The 25096-nt window shown below is 63.2% G+C and carries 27 protein-coding genes; 7 read left to right on the top strand and 20 right to left on the bottom strand.

Features of this window, described 5'->3' with window-relative positions; translation table 11 throughout:
• Positions 1–151: 151 nt before the first annotated feature.
• A complete protein-coding gene (locus tag FJV83_RS02800; RefSeq protein WP_142884976.1) occupies positions 152–847 on the top strand; it encodes a ribonuclease HII in 696 nt (231 codons plus the stop codon).
• 293 nt (positions 848–1140) lie between these two features.
• On the opposite strand, the gene FJV83_RS02795 is transcribed toward FJV83_RS02800, so the two are convergent.
• The 7 genes from FJV83_RS02795 to FJV83_RS02765 all read right to left on the bottom strand — a co-directional run bounded on the left by FJV83_RS02795 (position 1141) and on the right by FJV83_RS02765 (position 6742).
• Positions 1141–1632 carry a F0F1 ATP synthase subunit B gene (locus FJV83_RS02795; protein ID WP_142884975.1) on the bottom strand — a complete coding sequence of 164 codons (492 nt, stop codon included), beginning with the start codon at positions 1630–1632 and terminating at the stop codon, positions 1141–1143.
• 10 nt (positions 1633–1642) lie between these two features.
• On the bottom strand, positions 1643–2242 hold the full coding sequence (locus FJV83_RS02790) for a F0F1 ATP synthase subunit B (protein WP_142884974.1): 600 nt from the start codon (positions 2240–2242) through the stop codon (positions 1643–1645).
• Positions 2243–2311: 69 nt separating this feature from the next.
• Positions 2312–2536, bottom strand: a complete 225-nt coding sequence (locus FJV83_RS02785) for a F0F1 ATP synthase subunit C (RefSeq protein WP_013896722.1) — start codon at positions 2534–2536, stop codon at positions 2312–2314.
• A gap of 76 nt (positions 2537–2612) precedes the next feature.
• Positions 2613–3371, bottom strand: coding sequence for a F0F1 ATP synthase subunit A (locus tag FJV83_RS02780; RefSeq protein WP_019856924.1), 759 nt, complete (start codon positions 3369–3371; stop codon positions 2613–2615).
• A gap of 84 nt (positions 3372–3455) precedes the next feature.
• Entirely contained in the window at positions 3456–3863 is a 408-nt protein-coding gene (locus FJV83_RS02775; RefSeq protein ID WP_095786645.1) for an AtpZ/AtpI family protein, read from the bottom strand.
• A 256-nt stretch (positions 3864–4119) separates the two neighbouring features.
• Complete coding sequence (locus FJV83_RS02770; protein WP_095791284.1) at positions 4120–5304, bottom strand: cell wall hydrolase; 1185 nt, start codon at positions 5302–5304, stop codon at positions 4120–4122.
• A gap of 145 nt (positions 5305–5449) precedes the next feature.
• The gene (locus tag FJV83_RS02765; RefSeq protein ID WP_142884973.1) at positions 5450–6742 is read right to left on the bottom strand and encodes an MFS transporter; all 1293 of its coding nucleotides are present in this window, start codon (positions 6740–6742) and stop codon (positions 5450–5452) included.
• A gap of 119 nt (positions 6743–6861) precedes the next feature.
• On the opposite strand from FJV83_RS02765, the gene FJV83_RS02760 reads away from it, so the two are divergent.
• Positions 6862–7779, top strand: a complete 918-nt coding sequence (locus FJV83_RS02760; RefSeq protein WP_142884972.1) for a LysR substrate-binding domain-containing protein — start codon at positions 6862–6864, stop codon at positions 7777–7779.
• Positions 7780–7797: 18 nt separating this feature from the next.
• On the opposite strand, the gene der is transcribed toward FJV83_RS02760, so the two are convergent.
• Both der and FJV83_RS02750 read right to left on the bottom strand, forming a co-directional pair.
• Complete coding sequence (gene der / locus FJV83_RS02755) at positions 7798–9237, bottom strand: ribosome biogenesis GTPase Der (RefSeq protein ID WP_142884971.1); 1440 nt, start codon at positions 9235–9237, stop codon at positions 7798–7800.
• A gap of 64 nt (positions 9238–9301) precedes the next feature.
• Positions 9302–9967: a tetratricopeptide repeat protein gene (locus tag FJV83_RS02750; protein ID WP_142884970.1), complete on the bottom strand. Its 666-nt coding sequence runs from the start codon at positions 9965–9967 to the stop codon at positions 9302–9304.
• A gap of 236 nt (positions 9968–10203) precedes the next feature.
• Between FJV83_RS02750 and FJV83_RS02745 the strand changes: the two genes are divergently transcribed.
• Complete coding sequence (locus FJV83_RS02745; protein ID WP_142884969.1) at positions 10204–11211, top strand: polysaccharide deacetylase; 1008 nt, start codon at positions 10204–10206, stop codon at positions 11209–11211.
• Between the two features lie 34 nt (positions 11212–11245).
• On the opposite strand, the gene sbmA is transcribed toward FJV83_RS02745, so the two are convergent.
• The 3 genes from sbmA to FJV83_RS02730 form a co-directional block, all read right to left on the bottom strand.
• Positions 11246–12505 (bottom strand): peptide antibiotic transporter SbmA, encoded by a 1260-nt coding sequence (sbmA, locus tag FJV83_RS02740; RefSeq protein WP_095771088.1) that lies wholly within the window; start codon positions 12503–12505, stop codon positions 11246–11248.
• A gap of 115 nt (positions 12506–12620) precedes the next feature.
• Positions 12621–13781, bottom strand: coding sequence for a YbfB/YjiJ family MFS transporter (locus tag FJV83_RS02735; protein ID WP_142884968.1), 1161 nt, complete (start codon positions 13779–13781; stop codon positions 12621–12623).
• A gap of 115 nt (positions 13782–13896) precedes the next feature.
• Positions 13897–14121, bottom strand: a complete 225-nt coding sequence (locus tag FJV83_RS02730; RefSeq protein WP_095771090.1) for a hypothetical protein — start codon at positions 14119–14121, stop codon at positions 13897–13899.
• A 96-nt stretch (positions 14122–14217) separates the two neighbouring features.
• Between FJV83_RS02730 and FJV83_RS02725 the strand changes: the two genes are divergently transcribed.
• The 3 genes from FJV83_RS02725 (at position 14218) to FJV83_RS02715 (ending at position 16955) form a co-directional block, all read left to right on the top strand.
• Positions 14218–15132, top strand: coding sequence for a LysR substrate-binding domain-containing protein (locus FJV83_RS02725; RefSeq protein WP_142884967.1), 915 nt, complete (start codon positions 14218–14220; stop codon positions 15130–15132).
• A gap of 186 nt (positions 15133–15318) precedes the next feature.
• On the top strand, positions 15319–16575 hold the full coding sequence (locus tag FJV83_RS02720) for an aminopeptidase (RefSeq protein ID WP_142884966.1): 1257 nt from the start codon (positions 15319–15321) through the stop codon (positions 16573–16575).
• A 23-nt stretch (positions 16576–16598) separates the two neighbouring features.
• Positions 16599–16955 (top strand): DUF488 domain-containing protein, encoded by a 357-nt coding sequence (locus FJV83_RS02715; RefSeq protein WP_095786653.1) that lies wholly within the window; start codon positions 16599–16601, stop codon positions 16953–16955.
• A gap of 103 nt (positions 16956–17058) precedes the next feature.
• On the opposite strand, the gene FJV83_RS02710 is transcribed toward FJV83_RS02715, so the two are convergent.
• Together FJV83_RS02710 and FJV83_RS02700 are read right to left on the bottom strand one after the other, a co-directional pair.
• Positions 17059–17406, bottom strand: a complete 348-nt coding sequence (locus tag FJV83_RS02710; protein WP_142884965.1) for an ArsC family reductase — start codon at positions 17404–17406, stop codon at positions 17059–17061.
• A 275-nt stretch (positions 17407–17681) separates the two neighbouring features.
• Positions 17682–18035, bottom strand: a complete 354-nt coding sequence (locus FJV83_RS02700; protein ID WP_142875364.1) for a SnoaL-like domain-containing protein — start codon at positions 18033–18035, stop codon at positions 17682–17684.
• Positions 18036–18222: 187 nt separating this feature from the next.
• Between FJV83_RS02700 and FJV83_RS02695 the strand changes: the two genes are divergently transcribed.
• On the top strand, positions 18223–18927 hold the full coding sequence (locus FJV83_RS02695) for an SOS response-associated peptidase (RefSeq protein ID WP_142884964.1): 705 nt from the start codon (positions 18223–18225) through the stop codon (positions 18925–18927).
• A gap of 452 nt (positions 18928–19379) precedes the next feature.
• Here FJV83_RS02695 and FJV83_RS02685 read toward each other — a convergent pair whose 3' ends face one another.
• From FJV83_RS02685 to FJV83_RS02660, 6 genes are all read right to left on the bottom strand, one after another.
• On the bottom strand, positions 19380–20465 hold the full coding sequence (locus tag FJV83_RS02685) for an ABC transporter ATP-binding protein (protein WP_142875361.1): 1086 nt from the start codon (positions 20463–20465) through the stop codon (positions 19380–19382).
• A complete protein-coding gene (locus FJV83_RS02680; RefSeq protein WP_095771098.1) occupies positions 20455–21063 on the bottom strand; it encodes a cupin domain-containing protein in 609 nt (202 codons plus the stop codon). The genes FJV83_RS02685 and FJV83_RS02680 overlap by 11 nt, the downstream gene beginning before the upstream one ends.
• A 54-nt stretch (positions 21064–21117) precedes the next feature.
• Positions 21118–22188 carry an ABC transporter substrate-binding protein gene (locus tag FJV83_RS02675; RefSeq protein WP_142884963.1) on the bottom strand — a complete coding sequence of 357 codons (1071 nt, stop codon included), beginning with the start codon at positions 22186–22188 and terminating at the stop codon, positions 21118–21120.
• A 25-nt stretch (positions 22189–22213) separates the two neighbouring features.
• The gene (locus FJV83_RS02670) at positions 22214–23035 is read right to left on the bottom strand and encodes an ABC transporter permease (RefSeq protein WP_095786659.1); all 822 of its coding nucleotides are present in this window, start codon (positions 23033–23035) and stop codon (positions 22214–22216) included.
• Complete coding sequence (locus FJV83_RS02665) at positions 23032–23916, bottom strand: ABC transporter permease (RefSeq protein ID WP_142884962.1); 885 nt, start codon at positions 23914–23916, stop codon at positions 23032–23034. Before FJV83_RS02665 ends, FJV83_RS02670 begins: the two co-directional genes overlap by 4 nt.
• 198 nt (positions 23917–24114) lie before the next feature.
• Positions 24115–24993 carry an SMP-30/gluconolactonase/LRE family protein gene (locus FJV83_RS02660; protein WP_246691781.1) on the bottom strand — a complete coding sequence of 293 codons (879 nt, stop codon included), beginning with the start codon at positions 24991–24993 and terminating at the stop codon, positions 24115–24117.
• Between the last annotated feature and the right edge of the window lie 103 nt (positions 24994–25096).

Genomic DNA, 25096 nt, shown 5'->3' with positions numbered 1-25096 from the left:
CTGCAATTCGCGGCGGCGGTTTGAGCTGCCACGGCGCACAAAATCCCGTCCGGCCTGCCCCGGCCTGCAGACGGTGCCCTCCCGGTCCGGCGCCCCACCCGACCCGGAGGGACTTGCGGAGAATCGGAGCCGATGCGAACCTCGCCGCAACATGGCTCGCGCGCGTTCCGATTCTCCGCTTCTCTTCGAAATCGTCGAGAAACCCGATTTCTCCTTCGAAACGAAGGCGATGGCCGACGGGTTGTGGCCGGTCGCCGGGATGGACGAGGCTGGCCGCGGTCCTTTGGCCGGACCGGTGGTCGCGGCAGCGGTGGTGCTCGATCCCGCCAACATCCCTGAAGGCCTAGACGATTCCAAACGTCTCAGCCATTTGCAGCGCGAGGCGCTGTTCCTGCGCATTCTCGGCTCCGCGCAGGCGGTTTCGATGGCGTCGATCAGCGCCGAAGGCATCGACGGCAGCAATATCCTCAAGGCCAGCCTCGAGGCGATGCGCCGCGCTTTGGTCGGGCTGTCGGTTCGCCCGAAGCTCGCGCTTGCAGACGGCCGCGACGTGCCGCCCGGACTGCCATGCGATGGACGCGCGCTGATCAGGGGCGACCAGCGCTCGCAGTCGATCGCCGCCGCCTCCATCGTCGCCAAGGTGATGCGCGACCGCATGATGTGCGGCTGCGGCAGCCACCACGACCGCTACGGCTTCGAGGTCCATATGGGCTACGCCACGGCCCGGCACCGCACGGCGATCGAGACGCATGGCCCGGTGGCACGGCTGCACCGCATTTCGTTCGCGCCGTTCAGGCTGGGCGGAACCGAGGTGGTTGAGGAAGAGAGCCTCGCCGGGCTGGATTGAGCCGACAGCGACATAGCTGATCTCCCCCCTTGTGGGGGAGATGTCCGGCAGGACAGAGGGGGGCGCTGTCCCGCCGGGATATCGATCGATCCTACTCGGCTTCCTGAACATCTCCAGCCTAAGGCGGATTCAAAGTTGGCCAGAGGCAACCAAGGCCGGCATTCTTTGGCGCCCCCCTCTGCCCTGCCGGGCATTTCCCCCACAAGGGGGGAGATCGGCAGCGTTGGCCTCGGCGCTGAAACAAAAAAGGCCGCCAGGTTGCCCGGGCGGCCTTTTGATATCCAAATGTCAGCTCAGTTCAGCTTGGCCTTCACATCCGCGAGCGAAGCCTTGAACAGGTCGGCTCCGGCCTTGACGTCGACCTTGGCGGCGAGCAGCGCGCGGGCGGCTTCGACGGCGATGTCGACGGCGCTGGCGCACACCTCGGCGACCGCGTCACGCTCGGCCTGACCGATCTTCTGCTCGGCAAGTGCCGTGCGCCGGGCGACATAGTCTTCGGTCTTCTTGTGCGCTTCGGTGGCGAGCATTTCGGCTTCGCGCTTGGCGGCCGCGACAATGTCGGCTGCCTCCTGCTCGGCTTCCTTGCGCTTCTTCTTGTACTGGCCGAGCAGTTGCTGGGCCTCGTCGCGCAGCTTGCGTGCCTCGTCGAGTTCGCTGCTGATCCTGGCAGCGCGGGCGTCGAGCGCCTTGGCGATAAGACCGGGCACCTTGATGTAGATGGCGACGCCCAGGAAGATGATCAGGGCAATCGTGGCCCAAAGCGTTGCGAGAGATGTAGCGTCCATGATGCGCTCCTCACCGGGCCACGGATTTGACCGCGGCCGCGATCTCGGCCTTGCTGGCCTTGCCGCCGACCAGAGCCTCGACGATCGCCGAAGCCGTGTCCTCGGCGATGCCGCCGACTTCCTTCATGGCGTTGGCCTTGATGGACGAAATGCGCGCCTCGGCCTCGCCAAGCTTCTCGTCGAGCGCGGCCTCGATCTTCTTGCGCGCGGTCTCGGCTTCCGCCTTGGCCGCATCCGCGGCCTGCTGGCCGATCGAGTTGGCGTTCTTCTTGGCTTCGGCCAGTTCCTGCTCGTAGGCAGCAACGGCGGCGTCGGCCTCGCCCTTCAACTTCGATGCCTGATCGAGGTCCTGGCTGATGCGATCGTTACGGACATCGATGATGCCGCCGACGCGCGGCACCACGACCCGCTTCAGGAAGAGGTAGAACAGCCCAAAAGTGATTGCCAGCCATAGAAGCTGCGACGGGAAGGTCGCAGGATCGAAGGGCGGAAATGCGCCATGCGCTTCGGCAGGCACGCTGGTACCGGAGTTCGTATCGGCTCCGGTCGCGGCATGGCTGGTATCGGCTGATGGCGCGGACTCTTGCGCGAAGGCAGATGTCACGAACATGGACTATCCCCAGATATCAGGCCCGCCTCTTGCGCGGCCGGCCTGTCCAATATCTTCCCAAAGCCTGGCTCAGCCGAACAGGGCCAGCAGCGCGATGAGAAGCGAGAAGATGCCCAGAGCTTCGGTCACGGCGAAGCCGAAGATCAGGCGGCCGAACTGGCCATCAGCAGCCGACGGGTTGCGCAGCGCGCCCGACAGGTAGCTGCCGAAGATGTTGCCCAGGCCAATGCCCGCGCCACCCATGCCCAGGCAAGCGATGCCGGCGCCGATGTACTTTGCTGCTTCTGCGTCCATTTGTTCAACTCCTTTGGATCTGAAATTCCGTTGCGTTTCCATCCGGCGCCAATGTCCTTGGGCCGGAAACTCTTCCTCAATGCCCGGGATGCAGGGCGTCGTTGAGATACATGCAGGTCAACACCGCGAAGACGTAGGCCTGCAGGAAGGCGACCAGCAATTCAAGCGCCGTCAGCGCCACCGCCATGGCCAGCGGCAGGACCGAGCCCGCGACGCCGACCGCGCCGAGCGCGGAGAGGCTGACGACGAAGCCTGAAAACACCTTCAGGGTGATGTGACCGGCAAGCATGTTGGCAAACAGACGAACCGAGAGGCTGACCGGGCGCGAGACGAAGGAGATGACTTCGATCAGTACCACCAGCGGCAGCAGGAACACCGGCACGCCATGCGGCACGAACAGTTTCAGAAAGCCGAGGCCGTGCTTCATGAAGCCGTAGACCACCACGGTTCCGATCACCAAGGCGGCGAGGCCGAAGGTGACGATGATGTGGCTGGTGACGGTGAAGAAATAAGGAAACAGGCCCAGCAGATTTGCGACCAGCACGAACATGAACAGCGAGAACACGAAGGGGAAGAACTTCATGCCCTGCGTGCCGGCGGCATCGCGCAACATGTTGCCGACGAATTCATAGGCCATCTCGGAGATCGACTGCAGCCGGCCGGGAACCAGGCTGCGGCTCGATGTCGTGAGGAACAGGAACGCGGCTGCGACGACCACGGTCGCGACCATGAACAGTGCCGAATTCGTAAAGGACAGGTCGTAGCCGCCGATGTTAATCGGAACCAGCTTGATGATATGGAACTGGTGGATCGGATCGACCTTGTCAGCTGCCACGTTCTAACCCCGTCAATGCCGCGTACGGCCAAATTACCATTGCCGCGTGAGGGCGGCTATTTCCGAATGCCGCCTGAAAGGCGGTCATTTGCTGTCGTCCCGGCCAGAGCGTGATTTGTCGCCCTGTCCGAATTCTGCCACAACGCCTGCCGAACGCATGACATTGAGCACGCCGGCGCCAAAACCAAGCAGCAGGAAAACGATCAGACCCCACGGCGATGTCCCCGCCATACGGTCGATGATCCAGCCGATGCCGGCGCCCACCACCACGCCAGCGATAAATTCACTGGAGAGTTTGACCGCCTGGCCATATCCGGCCGCACTGCCCGCTTTCGCGTCGTCTTTCCCCTCGAGCCGGTTCGGCAGCCTTGTCGCAAGCGATGCTTCAAGTTCACGCCGACGTCGCTCAAGATCGTCGTCGCGGATGTCAGGTTCATGCTGCTTGCCGCGGCCGGTTTCTCCGGTTCCGTCTGGCCTGTTTTTATCGGCCATCGCAACCCCCCTGCCCGGTCAGACCGTCACCGTCCGTCCGCTTCTAAAGTCGCCGGCAACATAGTTAGAGGGTTTGCGCCCGTCAAGCCACGGGCGGAAGATCATTGCCATGTATTTTAAGCAATAAAATCAATTAATTAGCGAGGTGCGACATCGTGCCCGCCGCGATGATGGGGATGCGCTGCGCGAATCCTCCCGGCAATGGCTGCCTGGTCGAGCCTGCGGCCGATGGAAAAGACCATCGGCCGGCGAGCTCTCAACTCCAGCCGCCGCCATAGGTGCGGTAGAAGATGTGCAGGCCGATCTTCGTCATCTTCTGCATGGTGCGCGCCCAGCCCGGATGGACATATTGGGCATAGTAATGCGTCGACGATCCGACCTCGGCAATGAATATCTTGCCGGCGGTGACGGCCATGGCGATATCCTGCGCGGTCTTGTAGGCGGCCGGGCTGTCGATGCGCTTCTTCCTGCCGTCGCAGGCGAAGGAGAACTGGCAGCGGTTGAACCAGCTGTCGTTCTGATAGACGACGCCGCAGATCGAATTGGGATAGGCCGGATTGCGCACACGGTTGAGGATGACCTGGGCAACGGCGGCCTGCCCGCGAACGGATTCGCTGCGCGCCTCGAAATAGATGCCGTTGGCCAGGCACTTTTGCTCAGGCTTTGAGAAGACGCTGGCCGGCAGCGGGTTCTGAATCCACCAATGGTCGCCCTTGGCCATCGGCGGGATAAAGCGGCCGCTGTTGGGCTGTTCATCCTGCAGCAGGGCTTCGAAGGGCGAGGCCTTGGCATAGTCCGGCTCGGACTGCGCATAGGCCGTTGCCAGAACATCGGGATGATCGTTGTTGACCAAGGCGGCAAGCATGGCCGGCATGCCGGGATCCGGCTTCTTGTCTTCACGCGCATGGAATTCCGCGGCGATCTGGATTTCCTTGCCTTTGATCTGCGGCTTGGCAAAGGCCATCTTCAGGCCGCCGTCCATGCTCGGCCGCATCAGGGAAGAGGTCCGCTGGAAGATCGAACCGGCGTTGAAGTTCTTCGGCGGCGCAACGGGCGACACCTGGACGATGCGGCCCTTCTTGTCGGCGCGCACCACGCGGTCCTCGTCGGGCGAGCCGCTGACCTTGCCGCCCTTGCCGCGAAACGAAACGTTGCCGACGCCAGCCAGGTGAATACCCGATCCGGAGATCGAGCCGGTGACGTCGGAATCGACGAAGGGCATCTCGGCGGCATGGGTCGAACCTGCGACGGATCTCTCGACATAGGAATTCCAGCGCGCGGTCGGCGATTCGAGGCCGGAAACGAGGCTCGTCATGTCCTGGTAGGCGGCGACGGTCGGGAAGCCGATCCAGATGCCGAGGCCGATGATGAAAGGAGACACAAAATTGCGTTTCTTCTCACCGGCGGCGGCAACAAGCCGCTTCAAGACGCGTCGATGCACGGAACTCTCTCCAGGAACGCTACTGACCCCACTGGAGAGCAAAATGATGCATTAACCTTGATGGGACGTTAACGGGATCGATCGGGTTTTCTCAGTCGGCTCAAGGTCGTGGTTTGGAAGTCGGGCGGTTTTGCGGCCGGGACGTTCAGGCCGGCCGCAGGAAGACGGGCCAGGCGACCAGCGCGCAGATGGCGGCCGACAACCATACGCCTGACCATGACCAGAGGTGCAGCAGCCCGGGGATGGCCACCGGCACCAGGAAGAAGCCGACGAAGACGAAGGTGTTGGCCAAGCTGAGCGCGGTTCCGACATGGCCGGCGCCGGCCAGCGTGGCAAGCTCGGTATAGGCGACGCCGTGCCAGGCGGAAACCGAGATACCCGCGACAATCAGCACCAAGGGAAGGACGGCAATCAGCAAGGACTGGCCGCCCGGCAATGTGGGGCTGGCCATGACCATCAGCCAAAGCACAGAGAAGGCCAACCCGCTGAGCGCACTGCATGCGCGCAGAAGCTGGCGGCGGTTGCCATGGCGGTCGGTGAAGCGGCCGCTCCAGACGCGCATGACCATGGCGCCGATCTGCACGGCGGCGAGGCTCGCGCTGATCGCCGCCGTCCCCAGCCCGACGAAGTCGTGCAGGAAGACCGATGCGAAGGTGAGCACGGCCACCTGCGGGAAGCAGAGCAGGCCGATGGCGGTGGCGATGCGCCAGACCTCGATGTTGCGCAGCGGCGCCGGTCCGGCCACAGCCGACGCGACGACGTGCCCCGCCGTCGGCGGCTCATGCAGCCAGCGCCAGGCAAACAGCGCCGAGAGAGCGGAGGCGCCGGCCAGCAGCGCGAACACCGCGGCAAAGCCGAAAGCCAAGGCGAGCGAAGGCAGGACAAGCGCGCCTAGGCCGCCGCCAAGTGGCACCGCCGTCTGCCTTATGCTCATGGCGAAACCGCGCTCGCTTTCCCGGAACCAGCCCATAATGGCTCGGCCGCTCGAGCCATTGACGCTGCCGCCGAGCAGGCCGGTGAGGAGCAGGCTTGCCGACAGGAGCATGACATCGGGAACGCCTGACCTTGTCGGTACGACGAGCATGGCCATGGCAAGGAGCCAGGCCGCCGTCGCGCCAAGCCCGATCAGCAGCACGCGGCGATCGCCCCAGCGATCGGTAAGCAAGCCCCAGGGCAATTCGCTCAGCGCAACCCCCAGGCCGAGAAGGCCGAGTGCCAGGCCAAGTTCGGCATTGCTCAGGTGATAGCCCTGACGAAGCACGACCGCCGTTGCCGGTATGCCGGAGAAGGTGGCCGAGAAGCTGGCGTTCGCGGCGACACCGATGCCCAGGACCTTCCAGCGGTGGCCAGGGCTGAATACCCTTCCGGTAGGGCCGGCAGCACTGCCTCCCAGGGGTTTTTGCGTGTCTTGGTCGGTGCAGTCGACAATGGAGGACATGGTTTCATTCCCGTGGTGGTCCAGTCGCGTGGATCTTGACGGCATTTCCCTAGCGCCATAAGTTCATCCTTAAAATCAGGAAGTTTTTGAATATTGATCCTGAAAAACAGGACGTTTCCATGCGACGCGTGACCTTCGACCTCGACGTTCTCCGCAGTTTCGTCACCGGCATGGAGCTGGGCAGCTTTGCCAAGGCCGCCGACCGGCTTGGCCGGTCGACCTCGGCGGTCAGCGCGCAATTGAAGAAACTGGAGGAGCAGGCAGCGACGCCGATCTTCCGCAAATCGGGGCGTGGGCTGGCCTTGACGGAGGCCGGCGAGACCATGCTCGGCTATGCGCGCCGGCTGCTCGAGCTGAATGACGAGGCGGCGGCGGCGATCCATGATGTCGAACTGGAAGGCTGGGTGCGGCTCGGCCTGCAGGAGGATTTTGGCGAAGCGGTGCTACCGGATGTGCTCGGTCGCTTCGCCCGTGCCCACCCCAAGGTCAAGATCGAGGCCAGGATCGCGCGCAGCCACGAGCTTGCCGAAAGGGTGATGTCAGGCAACCTCGACATCGCGCTCGCCTGGCATAGCGGCCAGACGCTGCCCTACAGCGAGCATGTCGCCGATGTTCCCATGCGCTGGATCGGCCCGGCAAGGCGCATCGAGACCAGCCTGCGCGACGGCGAACCGCTGCCCCTGGTGGCGCTCGAGGCGCCATGCCTGTTGCGCACGGTTGCGACCGAGACGCTCGATCGCGGCGGGCTGCCCTGGCGCATGGCCTTCTCCAGCCCGAGCCTCGGCGGCATCTGGGCGGCCGTGGCGGCTGGCCTGGGGCTGACGATCCGCACCGATGTCGGCCTGCCGGCCAGCGTCAGCGCGATGACGCCGGAGATTGCCGGTCTGCCGGCACTGCCCAAGATGGCCCTCTTTCTGCACCGCCGGGATGCCGAACCCGAGCCGGTGGCGGCCCGCCTCGCCGCCATATTGCTGGAGGCGGCGCGGCAGGCCTTGCCGGGCAATGCGGGGACTACCGGCCTGCGTGCGGTCGCCTGATCGGACGAGCACTGAGGCTCAGCCGCGTTTCTTGGCCCGGCCGGCGAACGGATTGTCGGAGGTGCGCAGCGCAATGCGGATCGGCACGCCCGGCATGTCGAAGGCTTCGCGCAGGCTGTTGGAGAGATAGCGCACATAGGATTGCGGCATCGCATCCGGACGCGAGCACTGGACCACGAAGCCCGGCGGCCGGGTCTTGGCCTGGGTGACGTACTTGACCTTGAGCCGGCGCCCGGCAACGGCGGGCGGCGGATGATGCGCCAGTATGGCTTCGAGCCAGCGGTTGAGCTTGCCGGTCGAAACGCGGCTGTTCCAGACCTTGTGGGTTCTGAGAACCGCATCCATCAGCTTGTCGAGGCCGCGCCCGGTCTCGGCCGAGACCGGCACCGCCTGGATGCCGCGCACCTGCGGCAGCAGCCGCTCGGTCTTCTCGCGCAGTTCCGCCAGCAGTTCCTGCGGATGATCGATGAGGTCCCATTTGTTGAAGGCGATTACCGGCGCCCTTCCCTCGCGGATGATCAGGTCGGCGATCTGCAGATCCTGCTTCTCGAAGGGAATGGTGGCATCGAGCACGATGATGACGATCTCGGCGAAGCGGATGGCGCGCAAGCCGTCCTGCACCGACATCACTTCCAGCTTTTCGTGGATCCTCGCCTTGCGGCGCATGCCGGCCGTGTCGAACAGCTTCAGCCGGCGGCCGTGCCAATCCCAGTCGACCGAGATCGAATCGCGGGTGATGCCGGCTTCTGGTCCGGTCAGCAGCCGCTCCTCGCCGATCAGCGCATTGATCAGCGTCGACTTGCCGGCGTTCGGGCGGCCGACGACGGCGATGCGCATCGGCTTGGTGTCGTCGTAAGCGTGCACATCCTCGGCGTCGGGGTCGGCAATATCCTCGCCGATCAGCACCTCGGTGGTGGCGATCTCGTCGTCTTCGCCCCCTTCGTCCTCACCGAAAGCGCGCCCCTCGCCAAGTGCCGCGATCACCGCATCGCGCAGATCGGGCATGCCTTGGCCATGTTCGGCGGAAACCGGGATCGGCTCGCCAAGTCCAAGCTCCCAGGCTTCCAGCATGCCGCCCTGCGCGCCTTTGGCCTCGGCCTTGTTGGCGACCAGCACGACCGGCTTGCCGGACTTGCGCACGATCTCGGCGAAGGTTCTGTCATCCGGCAGCAGGCCGGACTTGGCGTCGATGGTGAAGAAGATCAGGTCGGCTTCGTGGATGGCGATCTCGGTCTGCACACGCATGCGGCCGGGCAAGGTCGATGCGCCGGCGTCCTCGAAACCGGCGGTGTCGATGACGTCGAAATGCAGATCGTAAAGCTTGGCGGCATGGACGCGACGGTCGCGGGTGACGCCCGGCGTGTCGTCGACAAGCGCCAGCTTCCTTCCCACCAGCCGATTGAAAAGGGTCGATTTGCCGACGTTAGGTCTGCCGATGATGGCGACTTTGAAGGTCATACGGTCCTACAATCATGCATGTCGTTGTCCCAAAACCGCTGCACACTTTTTGGGCGACATGCATTTACGAGCCATTGCCCGAGCCGCGGATCAGCTCGGACATCAGCGTTGCCCGCTCGCGGGTGTTGCGCGGGGCGCCGTCATCGGCGGCGATCTGGTCGAACAGCTTCAACGCGTCCTGGGTCTTGCCTTCCTTCCAGGCGGCAAGGCCGAGCGCCTCGCGCGCCGCGTGGCGCAGCGTGTTGGTGTCCGACGTCAACGCCTCGACGCGGCTGGACACGTCGGCGAAGGAGCCGTGGTCGACGAGCAGCAGCGCTGCCCTGAGCCGCGCCATGTCGCGAATGCCCTGGGGGATGGCGGTGTCGGCGGCGACATCGTCGAAATCCTTGACGGCGGCAGCAGCGTCGCCCTTGCTCGCCTTGACGGTGGCGGCACGCATGCGGGCAAGCAGCGGATAGGCGCCGTAGCCATCCTTTTCCAGCTGATCGAGCGCGGCCAGCGCCTCGTCGTTCTTGCCGTCATTGGCCAGCTTCAGCGCCTGCGAGAAGGCATCGCCGGAGCGGTTGGCGCGCGTCTCGTCCCAATAGCGATAGCCGACGAAGGCGGCGGTGCCGAGCACCACGAGGATGGCGATGACGAGCAAGGCCGGGCCGAAACGGTCCCACAGCTTCTGCGCCTGCTCGCGACGCATCTCGTCGTTGACTTCACGGATAAAACTGTCGTCGGACATCAATCAAAACCATTCCTGCCCCGGGCCGGGGCGGTTCATGAGCCCGCGTTTTAGCGAAATTTTGTCGGCATGGAAGGGGTTCGGCCTGAAAATCGCCTATTCCCACCGGGCAAACGGATGTTTACCCAGGGCAAACGGATGTTTGCCCAGGCAAACCGGCAGAAAGCCCAATCGCACCCATGCCACATTTCGGGGATAGCCGGCTTGCTGACCGCCCGGAGCCTGTAAGTTTACCGATGCCTTGTTTGTCCCGCGTTGCCGCGTTTTCGCTTGTCTCCCTCGCCACCGCCGGCGCGGCCCTGGCCGATCCGCCCGCGCCGCCAATGCCGGCAAAGCCGAAGCAGGTGGTGATCATCTCCTTCGACAGCGCCCGCGACATCTCGCAGTGGAAGCGCAGCCGGGCGCTGGCGCAGCGCACCGGCGCGCATTTCACCTATTTTCTCTCCTGCGTCTTCCTGCTGTCGCAGGAGACACGCCAGGAATACACCGCACCAGGCAAAACGGCCGGCAAATCCAACATCGGCTTTGCCGCTTCCAAGCAGGAAGTGGCCGAGCGGCTCGAGCAGATCGGCCTTGCCACGCATGAAGGCCACGATATCGCCAGCCATGCCTGCGGCCATTTCGACGGCAAGGACTGGAGCAAGGCCGACTGGCTGAAAGAATTCGCCTCGTTCGAACACATTTTAGAGAATGCCTATGCAATCAACGGCATCGCGCCTGAGCCCGCTGGCTGGCGCGACTTCGCACGGCATGCCGTGATCGGTTTCCGCGCGCCGTATCTGTCGGCCAGCAAGGCGCTTTACGAGGCCTTGCCCGCCGCCGGCTACGAGTTCGACGCCAGCGGCGTCTCGCAAGGTCCTGCCCAGCCGCCGACCGTCGGCGGCATCACCCGCTTTTCACTGCCGCAGATCCCGGAAGGACCGAAATCCAGGCCGGTAATCGCCATGGATTACAATCTCTATGTCAGGCATTCCGGCGGTTTCGAGCGGCCGAGCATGGCGGACGAGTTCGCTAACCGGACCTATCAGGCCTTTCGCGCCGCCTTCGACGCGCAGTATCAGGGCAAGCGCATTCCGCTGGAACTCGGCTTCCACTTCACGCTGATGAATGACGGCGCCTACTGGAACGCGCTGGAGCGCTTTGCCGGCGAGGTCTGCGTCAAGGCCGATGTCGAATGCATCAGTTTTCGCGACTACGTTTCGCGGCAGGCTGTCGTCCAGAAGCAGGCCTCGGTTGGCGGCTGAGCCGCCAACCTGTTTGGCATCAACCCAAATCTCCTCAGGCGGGATCTTCGGCGCCCTGCCTTGCCAGATAGCGCCGATCGATATCGGGCAGCGGTTCGCCCAGCAGCGTCGCCTCGAAGGCGCGCAGGCGCTTATGGACCGATTGCAGCTCCACAATGGTCGACCACGAGGTGAGCAGGAATTGCAGCGAACCCGTCACCTTGCCGAAGGCGTTCGAGATCTGGTTCAGCGCGCCGAACGTTATCTTGTGCGCGACCAGCGACGGACCCAGGATCAGCAGCGAGAAGATGTTGTCGGCCTGCAGGTAGGTGTACCGGACGACGTTGAAATAGATGTAGTGGAAATAGAGCCTGAAATAATTGTGCCGGACATTGGCGAACAGTTCGGCGGTGGTGGCAGGCTGTGCACGGTCGGCATGATCCTCACCGTATACCAGTTCCTTACGGTAAGCGGCTTCGACGCGCTGGTTGCGGAACTGCAACCCCGGAAGTTTCAGGCCGGCAATCATCACGGAGATCGTTCCGAACAGACACCAGGCCAGCGCCGCGACCACCAGGGGCTGCGGGATCGCGCCGACGATCGGCAATTCGCTGATATGGGCCTGCAGCTGGATCATCACTGGCAGGAAAGCGATCAAGGTCATGATCGACTGGACGAAGCTGGAGCCGAGATCTTCCATGATCTGCGAAAACCGCATCGTGTCTTCCTGGATGCGCTGCGAAGCACCCTCAATATGGCGCAGCCTGGTCCAGTTCTCGATGAAGTAGTTGTTCATCGCCGTGCGCCAGCGGAATATCCAATGGCTGACGATAAAGGCATTGACCACCTGCACATTCATGCCGACCAGCGCGAGCCAGGAAAAGTCGGCCAGCCCGGTATAAAATTCACCGTTGGTCGATTTTCCGGTCCCTGACATCAGCCCCTGCACATAGTCGAAGAAAGGCCCGTACCAGGCGTTGACGGCGACACTTACCTGCACATTGAAATAGATGAAGAACAGGATGACCGCCGTCATCAGGATCGACCAGCGCTGCCACGGATGCGGCGAATACCAACTCCAGAATGCGTAGAAGATGGCCACGCAGGCCACGAAATAGATGTAGAACCAGAGGAACGGCTTCGACACGAGAACAGCGATGCCGATGATGGGCGGCGCATCGGCGGCGGCGGCTGGCAGGCCGAAAACGGCGCCCAATTGCTCACCGCCGAAAAACCAGAACAGGATTGCCGCAAGGCTCCAAATGGCGGCCGAAGAGAAAAAGAGCTTCGGCTGCGGGAAGAAGGATACGAACACTGTGGCGAATTCCTTGCTTGGTGGGCAAATCAGCTGACTTCGGCGGGCATAAGGTCACACATTAGGGGGAAAGAAAATGCCTGCCCCGATGCCCGGCGCAGAGCAAGACCACAAATCATGGCGATTTTGGCACGGCCGACCATGTGATGGCGCCGGAGATCACCAGCATGGCCGCGGCGACGATCGAAGCGAGGAAGAAATCGCCTGACATCTGCGCCAACAGGCCGGCGGCGATCGGGCCGATGATCTGGCCAAGGCCGAACGACGCCGTCATCAAGGCAAAGATGCGCCGGGGCGCCTGCGGCGCCTGCTGCCGCGCGGCCTGCAGGCCAAGCGCGGTGATGGCGATGAAGGTGCCGCCGAGCAGCAAACCGCCAAGCAGTGGTCCTAAATATCCGCCAAGCGCCACGCTGGCGGTGACGCCGATCACTTCTATGAGACATGCCAGCGCATAGGCGGCGTTCAGCCCGACCCGCCCGGCTATCTTCTGCCACAGCCAGGCCGAGGGAAAACCGGCAAGACCGGCGACCAGCCAAACCATGGCCTCGAAGACCCGGCCGCCGCCGCCCTGGCGGACGATGGCGACCAGGAACGTCGCCGTCACCACATAGCCAAAGCCAAACAGGCCGTAGGCGATGATGATTTTCATCAGCGACCGGTCTTTCGGCAGCGCCGGTTCACGGACGGCTTGGCCGTTTGCGAGCGGGCCTTCGTTCGCCAGCAGCGCCACGACCACGAAGCCACAAGCCGAAATTGCCGCCGACCACAACCAGCCCGCGGCCCAGCCCGCATGCTCGGTCACCAGCCCCGCCATCATCACCGCGGAGATCGCGATGCCGAGGCCGACGCCGCCAAAATGCCAGGCCTGCAGGTCGCCGCGACCGGCGGCATTGATATGGCTGAAAACGATGCTGGCCATGAAGACCATGACGAAGGCGCTGGCCAGACCGGCCAGAAAGCGGATGAGGAGAAAGGCGGCCATGGCGTCGGTCAGCCCCATCAACGCGGCAAGGATGGTGCTGGCGCCAAGACCGCCCAGCATCAGCACACGCTCGCGCCCATGCGCCCAGCCGCCCGCCGCCACAAACGCGCCGACGAGGTAGCCGAGATAGTTGGCGGACGCGATCCACCCGGCGTTGGCCGGCGACAGATGCAGTTCCTCCATCATGCCGGGCAGGATCGGCGTGTAGACGAAGCGGCCGATGCCCATGGCCACCGCCATCGCGATCATGCCGGCGAGGGTGAAGCGCAGTGCTGTTGAGGTGGCCGATCTCATTGCAGCGCACAATAAATGCAGGGATCGTTGAAACAATCCGCCATCCGTTGGGCCAGTGCGCGCGCAGAGGCGCGACGGGTTCGACTTCCAGTCAAGCCGAAGGCGCGTCGTCGGCTCAGCAGCGCCCACCCAAACCGGCGTGCAATGAAGCGGTCTCGTGCACCGTTCGCCGCGCCGTCAGCCTGAACGGCACGTCGCCCAATTCACGCTCAGACATGGTGTTCAGCACAGGATGCGACAGCGGATCGGTCAGCCAGGTCTGCGTGTCGCTTTGCGCGCGCGACCCGGACGGCGTGCCCGCAGCAAACAGAACCTTCAGCGACGACAACAGCCTTAACATTTGAGCCTCCTCGGATCTGGCTCCCATCGACAAAGTCTGCCGTTCCCTCGCGTCTTTCAATTGAGATTTCAGCCGGACCAGTTTAGAAAATCTCAAATGGCCATGCTCAACCGCGTTCATCTCAACGGCCTTCGCGCCGTCGAAACCGTAGCCCGTCTCGGCTCGCTGGGGGCGGCCGCCGGCGAGCTCAACGTTTCCGTCAGCGCCGTCAGCCAGCAGATAAGCCGCACCGAAAAGCAGCTTGGCCAGGCGCTGTTCGAGCGCACGGCGAGCGGTCTGGTGCTGACCGAGTTCGGCGCCGTCTTCGCGACCCGCCTCGGGGCTGGATTTCGCGAGCTTGCCCAGGCCGTGGCGCTGGCCGACGAAGCGAGCCAATGCACATTGGTCGTCTCGGCAGCGCCAGCCTTCGCTTCGAAATGGCTGCTGCCCAGACTGTCGCGTCACTTCGACCGCCATCCCAACGTGCTGTTGCGCATCGACGCTTCGGTGCGGCTGGCCAATCTCGACCATTCCGACGTCGACATCGCCATCCGGCTTGGCGACGGCAAATGGTCTGGCGGGCGGGCTGAACTGCTCTTGGCGCAGGAAGTGTTCCCGGTCTGCGCACCTGACATCGCCCGGAAACTGAAATCGATCGAGGACCTTGCGCAGACCTGCGCCATCACCGACGAGCGGGCGATGATCAACTGGGAGAGCTGGTTCGCGGCGGCCGGTGTCGCGCCCGTCGCCTTCCAGAAAGGCGCGCGCTTCACCGACCCGATGCTGTGCCTGGAATCGGCGATTGCCGGCCATGGCGTGATGCTGGGCTGGCAGTTGCTGGCGGCGGATGCGCTGGCCGACGGGCGGCTGGTGGCGCCGTTCGGAATCCGCGCCCAGAGCGGGCTCGGCTACTGGCTGGTGACCGCGTCGGCCAAGACGGAGAGTCGCAAGGTCCGGGATTTCAAGGCCTGGATCAAGGAAGAGATCGAGGCGACGATGGCGCAGTTCGGATCTCTCGAAAGCGCGGCATAGAGCCTGTTTCGTCCCGATGGAATCGGGATGGCGCTCTGTCGCTTTTGGTCGACCATGATCTTGTCCGAAAACCGGTTCCCGCTTTTCGGGACCATGGCCTGAACTGGCCCAGCGCAATCGCGGTGGAAAGGCGGGTGGCGCCGGTCTATGTAAGGTATCGGACCTCACATCACGGCAGGCAGGATCATGACCACACATTCGCGCGGCGTTTCCGCAACGATCGACCCGGTGAAGCTCGACAGGCTGGCGGAAGTCGCCATCAAGGTCGGCCTGCAATTGCAGCCCGGCCAGGATCTCGTACTGACCTCGTCGATCGCGGCATTGCCGCTGACCAGGCGCATCGTCGAGCATGCCTACAAGGCCGGTGCCGGTCTGGTGACACCGATCTTCAACGATGACGAGATGACGCTGGCGCGCTATCGCTTCGGCGCCGACGCCAGCTTCGATCGCGCCGCCGGCTGGCTCTATGAAGGCATGGCGAAGGCTTTTTCCAACAATGCCGCCAGGCTTGCCGTGCGCGGCGAGGATCCGTCGCTCCTGTCGGCGCAGGACCCGGCAAAAGTGGCGCGCGCCAACAAGGCCAATTCCATGGCCTACCAGCCGGCGCTGGAAAAGATCACCGGCTTCGACATCAACTGGAACATCGTCGCCTATCCGGACCTCGCCTGGGCCAAGCAGGTGTTTCCCGATGACGCCGACGACGTCGCGGTGGCGAAGCTCGCCGACGCGATCTTCGCGGCGTCGCGGGTCGATGTGGAAGACCCGATCGGCAATTGGAAGGCGCACAACGCCGCGCTGCGCGGCCGAACCGAATGGCTGAACGGCCATAATTTCCATGCGCTGCACTTCACCGGACCAGGCACCGACCTGACAGTCGGGCTGGCGGACGGCCATGAATGGATGGGCGGCGCCTCGACCGCCAAGAACGGCATCACCTGCAATCCCAACATCCCGACCGAGGAGGTCTTCACCACGCCGCATGCCAGGCGCGTCGAGGGCCATGTCTCCTCGACCAAGCCGCTGTCCTACCAGGGAACGTTGATCGACGAGATTTCGGTGCGTTTCGAGGAAGGCAGGATCGTCGAGGCCAAGGCGTCGAAGGGCGAGGATGTGCTGAAGAAGGTGCTCGACACCGACGAGGGCGCACGGCGTCTCGGCGAGGTGGCGCTGGTGCCGCATTCCTCGCCGATCTCGGCCAGCGGCCTGTTGTTCTTCAACACGCTTTTCGACGAAAACGCCGCCTGCCACATCGCGCTCGGCCAGTGCTATTCCAAGTGCTTTGTCGACGGTGCCTCGCTCAGCCAGGACGAGATCGCCGCGCGCGGCGGCAACAAGAGTTTCATCCACATCGACTGGATGATCGGCTCGGACAAGATCGACATTGACGGCGTCCACAAGGACGGCAGCCGTGTGCCGGTGATGCGCAAGGGCGAGTGGGCCTGAGGGGTTCGGCGTAGGGAGGTCGAATGGCGTTCGACCTGATGGTCAAGCGGATCTACGAGCCGGCCGCTGCCGATGACGGGCAGCGGGTGCTGGTCGATCGCATCTGGCCGCGCGGCGTCAGCAAGGAGCATGCCGCGCTGGCGCTGTGGCTGAAGGAGATCGCGCCGAGCGACGAGTTGCGGAAGTGGTTCGGGCATGAGCCCGCACGCTGGGCGGAGTTCCAGAAACGCTATCGCGTCGAGTTGGATCGGAATGAAGAAGCGGTGACGCAACTGCGCGACCTGCTTCGGGAGGGCAAGGTAACGCTGCTCTACGGCGCCCATGACGAGGCGCACAACAATGCGGTGGCGCTGGCGGAGTATTTGCGCGGGAGAGGCTGAGGCGGCCATAACTTTCTGGGGCCGGCGGGACAGCGCCCCCCTCTGTCCTGCCGGACATCTCCCCCACAAGGGGGGAGATCGGCAGCTTCAACGGCTTCGCTACCTACTTCACCGCCTGCTCATAAACATCCGGCTTGAACCCAACCAGAACCCGATCGCCGATTTCCAGCACCGGCCGCTTGACCATCGTCGGCGTGGCCAGCATCAGCGCCTTGGCCTTGTTTTCATCGAGGCCTTGCTTGTCCTTATCCGCCAGTTCGCGGAATGTGGTGCTGCCCTTGTTGAGCAGCTTTTCCCAGCCGACCTTGCCGACCCAGCCATCCAGCCGCTTCGCGCCCAGCCCCTCCGCGCGGAAATCGTGGAAGCGATAGGCCACGTCATGGCTCTCCAGCCAGACGCGCGCCTTTTTGACCGTGTCGCAGGTGGTGATGCCGTAGATCGTAATCGTCAAAGCGCGTCCCTCAAGCTGACAGTCGAATCCGTCCCACAGCCTAAAACCGCCCTTCCCGCTTTGCCAGCACCCAGGCCCGTAACTGCGGAATATTCGGGCAACAACCATGATGAGATGGGTTTCTTCGATGGCTGGGGTACGGTGGCCGATCAGCTCGCCGAGTATGTGAAGACGATTTGAACTCTCGCATGGCGGCCAGGACGCCGTCCCGGGCCGCCATGCTTGTTTCTCGATCCTGTAGCGAAGAGAAGCCTCCGATGTCGGAGCTTTCGGCCTCAGTAGTAGAAGCGCTCTTCGGTGATCTTGCCGTTCTTGACCGTGTAGAGGCCAACCTCATCCATCGTGACGCGCTGGCCGGTGGCCTTGGGCGTAATGTCGAACGTGAAGCGCAGCGCGAACTGGTCGCCGTTGACATAAGGGCCTTCGACCGAACCACCGTGGACTTCGTGGTTTTCCTGCCACCATTGGCTTTTCTGCCTGAGGGCCTCCTTGCCGTGGCTGACGGCCATCGGCCCCTCCATGGCTTCGTAACTGGCGATATCGTCGGCATTGTATTTTTCAGCAGCGCCATTGTGATCGCCCTGCTTGAGGAGCTCGGTGAAATCCTTGGCAATTTCCGCGTTGGTCATGTGTATTCCTCCTGTTCAGACGCACTGCAATTAGGGAAGAGCCTGCCCGTCTGCCACCTGTGCCCACATGACAGCTGACAAAGTGTGTCAGGACGATCGATATAGCCCGGCTCTGTGACGATGAATTTCAGGAGCGCGGGCAGCGGCCTCGGTTGCGGACGCAAGCCAATTCCGCAATGCTGGATGCATGTGCAACCTCTACAACATCACCACGACGCAAGAGGCGGTCCGCCAATGGACGCGCGCGCTGCGCGATATCAGCGGCAACCTTGAACCTTCCGTTGACATCTACCCCAATCAGCCCGGCCCGGTCGTCCGCAACACGGCAGACGGGAAGCGCGAGCTGGCGAAACTGCTTTGGGGGTTGCCGACGCCACCAGAGCGCATGAAGGGCAAGGCCGACTACGGCACGACCAACGTTCGCAATCCACAATATTCGCACTGGCAACAGTTTGTCGGGGTCGAGCATAGATGCGTCGTACCGGTCACCAGTTTTGCCGAACCCAGCCCGACACCGAGCGACAAGGACCCAGAAACAGGCATCCAGCGCAATTACTGGTTTGCCCGTGACGAAAGCCGGCCGCTGTTCTTCTTTGCCGGCTTCTGGACCCGTTGGCAGGGTGTTCGAAAGGTCAAGGACGGACCCGGCGACTTCGAGTTATTTGCCTTCATGACAACCAAGCCTAACGCCCTCATAGCGCCGATCCATGAGAAGGCCATGCCAGTAATCCTGACCACGTCGGACGAGACCGAGGCCTGGCTGACGGCACCCTGGGCAGAAGCACGGCATTTGCAGCGAACAGCGCCAGACAACGCGTTGGTCATCGTTGAGAAGCCAGCCACACAAATCAAGTTTCCGCAGCAGGCACCGGCCCAAGGGTCTCTGTTCTAGGCTGAGGGGATAGCCGCGTTCCTCATTCCTCGTCTCGCCATATCACACGGCGAACCATGCGGATTTCGACAAGGCGTCTCACACGAATTTTCAAGCGCTCAGCAGCGCTCGGCAAAATTATGTCGGCATCAAGCTCGCGAAGCTTGCAGCGCTCGCACCGCATATGCCGTTCGACATCCCAAAAGGGAATGTCACCGACAAGCTTCGCGAGATCGCCGGGCAGATAGTGCCGGGTGATGTTGCAGTGCCGGCATCGGACACGAATGAGTTGCCCCACTTCGTGCGCGAGGCATAGGGTTTGTACATTTCGGCGCGGTCGGGTGCTCAATTCCGGCATCAACTAATTTAGGAATGTCTTCCTAGATTAGTCAATTCCTACTTAATTCCATGGTCGTTTGTTCACATGTCGATCAGACCCGCGGTTGCGGGCGACCATGCGAAGGCGGAAGAGGCTAGCCCGGCAGCATGGGGCAGTTGGCGCCACGGCGCAGGCTGACATGCGCCACATCGCCAATGCTGAATTGAAACCCCTCGGCCTGGCGCGGCGCATCGATCACCACCGGCAACCCCTGCCCAAGTTCAGCATGCAGCCGCAAGGTACGGCCGTGGAAGACGATGCTGTTCACCCGCGCCGGCGCGGTTCCTTCGGTCGCCTCGGTGGCGGCCAGCAAGTCCTCCGGACGCACGCCGATGGTGCGCATCTCGCCTTCGCCGGGTGCCTGGCCGGTTTCGGAGGTAGCCTCCAGCGGCAGAGCGCCGGCAGTGAAGCGCAAACGATCGCCGTCGCGGCCGACAAAGCGCGACTGCAGCAGGTTCATGGTGCCGATGAAGCTCGCCACGAACTTCGTCGCAGGCCGGTCATAGAGCGTCGCCGGCGGCGCGATCTGCTCGATGCGGCCCTTGTTCATGACGACGATGCGATCGGAGATCGACAGAGCCTCGGTCTGGTCATGGGTGACCATGACGAAGGTCGTGCCGAGCCGCGACTGCAGCCGCTTCAGTTCGACCTGCATCTGTTCGCGCAGATGCGCGTCCAGCGCCGACAGCGGCTCGTCGAGCAAGAGCACGCGCGGCTCGCAGACGATGGCGCGAGCAAGTGCCACGCGCTGGCGCTGGCCGCCCGACAATTCGGAAACACGGGCGCGAAGCTTGTCGGCGAGACCGACCATGTCCAGCGCTTCGCCGACCCGCTTTGCCTGCTCGATTCCCGACAATCTGCGCAATGACAGGCCGAAGCCGACATTGTCGGCGACATCCATATGCGGAAACAGCGCGTAATCCTGGAACACCGTATTGACCGGCCGGTCGAAAGGCCGAAGCGCCGTGATGTCGCGGCCGTCAAGCAAGACCTTGCCGCTCGACGGGCTTTCGAAGCCGGCGATGACGCGCAGGCTGGTGGTCTTGCCACAGCCTGACGGCCCGAGCAGCGTGATGAACTCGCCGCTGATAATGTCGAGATCGACGGCATCGAGCCCAACGATGCCGCCCGGGAAAACCTTGGAGACCGCCTGCAACCGGACGAGTGGATCAGGCGCCATCGCGAACCTCGGAAGGCTTCGTGGTGTTGACCCACAGGATCTGGCATTGCTCGGCGCCGGGATTGCGGAAGGCATGCAACAGCGTGCTCTTGAAGGCAAAGCTGTCGCCGGTCTTCAGCCCGTATTTTGTCGAGTCCACCACCAGTTCGGCCTCGCCCGAAAGCACATAGCCGAATTCATGACCGGCATGGGCATAGGCTTCCGCCGTGCCGCCACCGGCCTCCACCGTCACCAGCATGCCGGTCAGCGTCGCACCGGGCGGCGACAGCAGCGCCTTCGCAATGCCTTCCGACTTTACGGGAATGGAGCGCCGCTTGTCGGCGCGCACGCAATAGAGATCGTTGACGGCCTCGTCGCCATCGGCGATCAGCGCCGAAGGCTCGATGTCGAGGGCGGCGGCGAGCGGCCAGATCACCTTGACGCGCAGCGAGGACATGCCGCGCTCGATCTGGCTCAGCGCGCCGATCGACACGCCTGCCCTGGCCGCCAGTTCGGCCAGCGACAGGCGCCGCTCCAGCCGCAGCGCCCGCACACGGCGCCCGACGCGAACATCGGCATCGTCCCTGGGTTTTTCGGCGGCGTCGTCCAGCATGTCCATGCATTCGTCCTCGTTGTCTTTCCCTTCTCCCGCAACGGGAGAAGGCAAGAGTGCTCACCCACCAGCCTTCACTTTCTCGAACATCTTGGCCACATCGTCGTTCTGCTTCATCGGCCCGGTGAAGATCGTGGTTTTCAGCATCACTTCCGGATCGGACGGCAGCTGCAGTTTCTCCAGTTCCTCCTTCGCCACGCCGGCGAAGGCGGTGCTCAGAGAACTGCCATAGCCATAGGACTGGATCAGGTACTTGCCCGAACCGGCATCCAGCCGGCTGTTGATGAAATCATAGGCGAGATCGACATTCTTGGCGTCCTTCAGCATCACAAAGCCGCAGGCCCAGGTCAGCATGCCTTCCTTCGGCTTCATGAACTCGACCGGCACGCCCTGCTTCTTCAGCGAGGTGGCCGACGCATTCCAGGTCATGGCGGCGACAAGCTGGCCGCTGGCCAGCGCCTGCTCGACCGACGTCATGTCCGTGGTGTAGCTCGACAGCAGCGGGCGTTGTTCGCGCAGCTTTGCCGCGACCTTGTCCATCTCAGCGGGCGTCATGTCGAACGGATTGACGCCGGCCAGAAGCGCGGCGACGATCGGCGTGTCATGCACGGCGTCGATCGTCGCCATGCGTCCGGCATATTGCTTGTCCCACAGCAGGTTCCAGCTTGCCTCGGGGTTCTTCACCAGATCGGTGCGGTAGAGGATGGAGGTGTTGCCCCAGTCCCACGGCACCATCCACACCTTGCCGTCGCCGGCCTGCAGGTCGGGCAGGTTCTTGAACACCGGGAAGATCGAATCCCAGTTCTTGATGCGCTTGGTGTCGATCGGCTGCAGCAGGCCTTCCTTGTTCCAGCGCGCCACCTTGTCATAGCAGGGATGCGCGATGTCAGGCCGGAAGCCGGCCTTGACCTTGGTGAAGGCATCGTCGTCGTCGCCGAAGATCGAGGCCTCGACGCCATCGGGATGAGCGGCGAGGAAGCTCTTGTTGAAATCGGGCAGTTCGTAACCCGACCAGGTGAAATATTGCAGCTTTTCGGCGGCCGGCGCTACGGTCGAAGACAGTGCTAGCGCCAGCGCGGCGAGGCCGGCGCGCGCCTTGTATCCGGTTATCGATGTCAGGTGGAATGTCATTTTCGTTCTCCTCTCATTGTTATGGTCAGGCTGGATCGCGGCGCGCGGCACCGAGCCCGCGATGGCGCAGGATCTCGGCAGTGCCGGCGATGATGAAGGATGTGGCCAGGATCACCGTCCCCAGCGCCATGACGGTCGGCAGCGAGCGGGGAAAGCGCAGTTGGCTCCAGATATAGAGCGGCAGGGTCGGCTCGGTTCCGGCAAGGAAGAAGACGACGATGAACTCGTCGAAGGAGATCAGGAAGGCCAGCATGAAGGCCGACAGCACGGCGGGCAGGCTGAGCGGCAGCATGACGCGCCGGAACGTCGTCCAGTCGGAGGCGCCGAGGTCGAGCGCCGCCTCGCGAACCGTCCTGGGGATGGCGGCGAAACGGCTGCGCATGACGACCACGGTCGTCGGCAAAGCCACGAGTATGTGGCCGAGCACGATGGCGACCCGCGACGGCCCAAGGCCGATGAGGTTGATCAGGATCAGCAACGATATGCCGACGATGACGCCGGGGATGAGGATCGGCAGGCGGGCTATGGCGCTTATGGTGGCGGCAAGCGGCGAGCGGCCATAGAGGTCCATATAGGACACGGTGATGCCGCACAGCGTGGCACCGGAAGCGGCGATGGTGCCGATGACGAGGCTGTTCAGGAGCGCGCCGGACAGCGCCGGATTGCCGTAGAGCGTCGCATACCATTGCGACGTAAAACCCTGCAGCGGAAACGCCGCCTGGATGGAATCGTTGAAGGAAAACAGCGGAATCAGCAGGACCGGCAGATAGAGAAACACCAGATAGGCAAGCACGTAGAGGCCGAGCCAGCGGCCATCCGGTTTCGTGCCGGCGCGTTCGGCTTTCATGTGCGGCTGCCAAATCTGCGGTCGGCACCGCGCGCGACCAGCACCACGACGAGGATGACCAGCATGACGGAGACTGAAAGCGCGGCGCCGAACGGCCAATCATTGGCCTTGCCAAACTGCGACTGGATCAGCGTGCCGATCATGGTGCTGGCCGGGCCGCCGACCATGGCCGGCGTGACATAGTCGCCGACCGTCGGCACGAAGACGACGAGCGCGGCCGCCAGCACGCCCGGCATGGAGTTCGGCAGCACGACGCGGCGGAACGCGGTAAACGGCCGCGCGCCGAGGTCGGAGGCAGCCTCGAGCAGCGATTTCGGGATGGTGTCGAGCGCCACATAGATCGGCAGGATGGCGAAGGGCGCATAGGCGTGAGCCAGCGTGACGACCACAGCGGCCGGCGTGTTGAGAAAGGCCAGTGTCGGCTCCGACCAGATGCCGCTTTCGATCAGCGCCGAGTTCAGGACGCCGTTATAGGCGAGCACGATCTTCCAGGCGAAGACGCGCAGGAGATAGCTGGTCCAGAATGGCAGCGTCACCAGGAACAAGAGCAGGCCGCGCCGGCGCCCGGCGTGGAAGGCAAGATAATAGGCGACGGGATAGGCGGTGGCGACGGTTGCCAGCGTCACCAGGCCGGCGATGACCAGCGAGCGCAGCGTCACCGTCCAGTAGAGCGGATCGGTGGCCACGGTGACGAAGTTCTCGACGGTCAGCCCGACGCCGAGGAGCGAGCCGTCATTGCCGCGGAAGGCGAGGAACAGCACCAGGCCAAGCGCGAACAGGATCAGCAGGAAAGTGACCAGCGCCCCTGGCAAAAGCATGGCGAGCCGGAAGCCCGATGAAGACCGGGCCCCTGGCGCTTGTGCTGCAACTAAGGCCGACATCGACCTGCCCACCAAATTTGAAATTGGCTAACAGTTTTTCATATTCGTGAAACTGTCAAGCAGAATCCGGCTTTCCTGAATTGGTCGTCATCAACGCTCCAGCGACTGCCGGAACGCTTGGGGCTTTGCCCGGTATGGTCAAAAAGCCGTAGCCGACCTGGTAAGCCTGCCGTTCTCGGCCGCGTTCGTCAGCTAATCTCATCCGAACCGTTTGGCCGGTGTGCCTCGAACGCCTGCGCGCACCGCGAACAACCCGCCCTCCTGCGGGTTTGCCTGCAAATGTCTCTCGCTCATGGTAAACCGCGCCGAAGTGACGAAGAGGGTATCGAAATTCTCGCCGCCGAAGGTGCAGCTCGTAGGCCAGCTGCACGGCAGGTCCACCACCTTGTCCAGGACCCCGTCAGGTGAAATGCGAACCAGGCACCCGCCCCCCGCAACGCGACAGTTCCAGACATAGCCTTCCTCATCCATGCACGACCCGTCCGGCAGACCGCGTGGAAAGTCCGAGAAGAAAGGACGCCTATCGGTTATTCGCGACCGCACCCTGTCCCAGCGATAACGAAAGACCTGGTTCTTCGTCGTGTCCGCCGTGATGAAGGCATTATCCGCTGTCCAGATCATCGTGTTGGTGATGCCGAAGCGATCGGCACTGAGCGCCTCGACAATGCCGGCTGTGTCGACGCGATAGATCCGCCCCGCATCTCGCGAAATATCGCGCGCAAGATCATCGTCGTCGATGTTGTTTTCCATGGTGCCGACCCAGAACGAGCCATCCGGGGCGACCACGCCCTCATTCAACCGTGTGTCAGGGCTGTCCGGTTCGATCGTCGCGATCGTCCTGAAGGCTTCTCCGAAATCCCACAGAGCCACATCCTTTCGCAGCCCGACGATCGCGCCCCCGTCCCCGCGCAGGCCAATCGAGGTTGCGAGGTCCGGTGTCTGCCAACTCTGATGATCGCGAGTAACCGGATCGAGCTGGTGGATGCGTCGCCCGACTATATCCACCCAGATCAGTGTCTTCCTGTTCTCGTCCCAGAGCAGGCTCTCACCGACGATATCCTGGGCATCGAACGCCAAGCCTGGCCGTTTTTCTCCGCTATCCACTGCCCTTCCCCTCCAACTGTCGCGTAGTCAACCGCTATTGACAGACAAGATTTCACAAAGATATACACATTTCAAG

Source organism: Mesorhizobium sp. WSM4307 (assembly GCF_007003945.1).
In the GTDB taxonomy this organism is placed as follows: Bacteria; Pseudomonadota; Alphaproteobacteria; order Rhizobiales; family Rhizobiaceae; genus Mesorhizobium.
The sequence above is the reverse complement of the archived record's forward strand: the minus strand, read 5'-3'. Positions and strand labels throughout refer to the sequence as shown.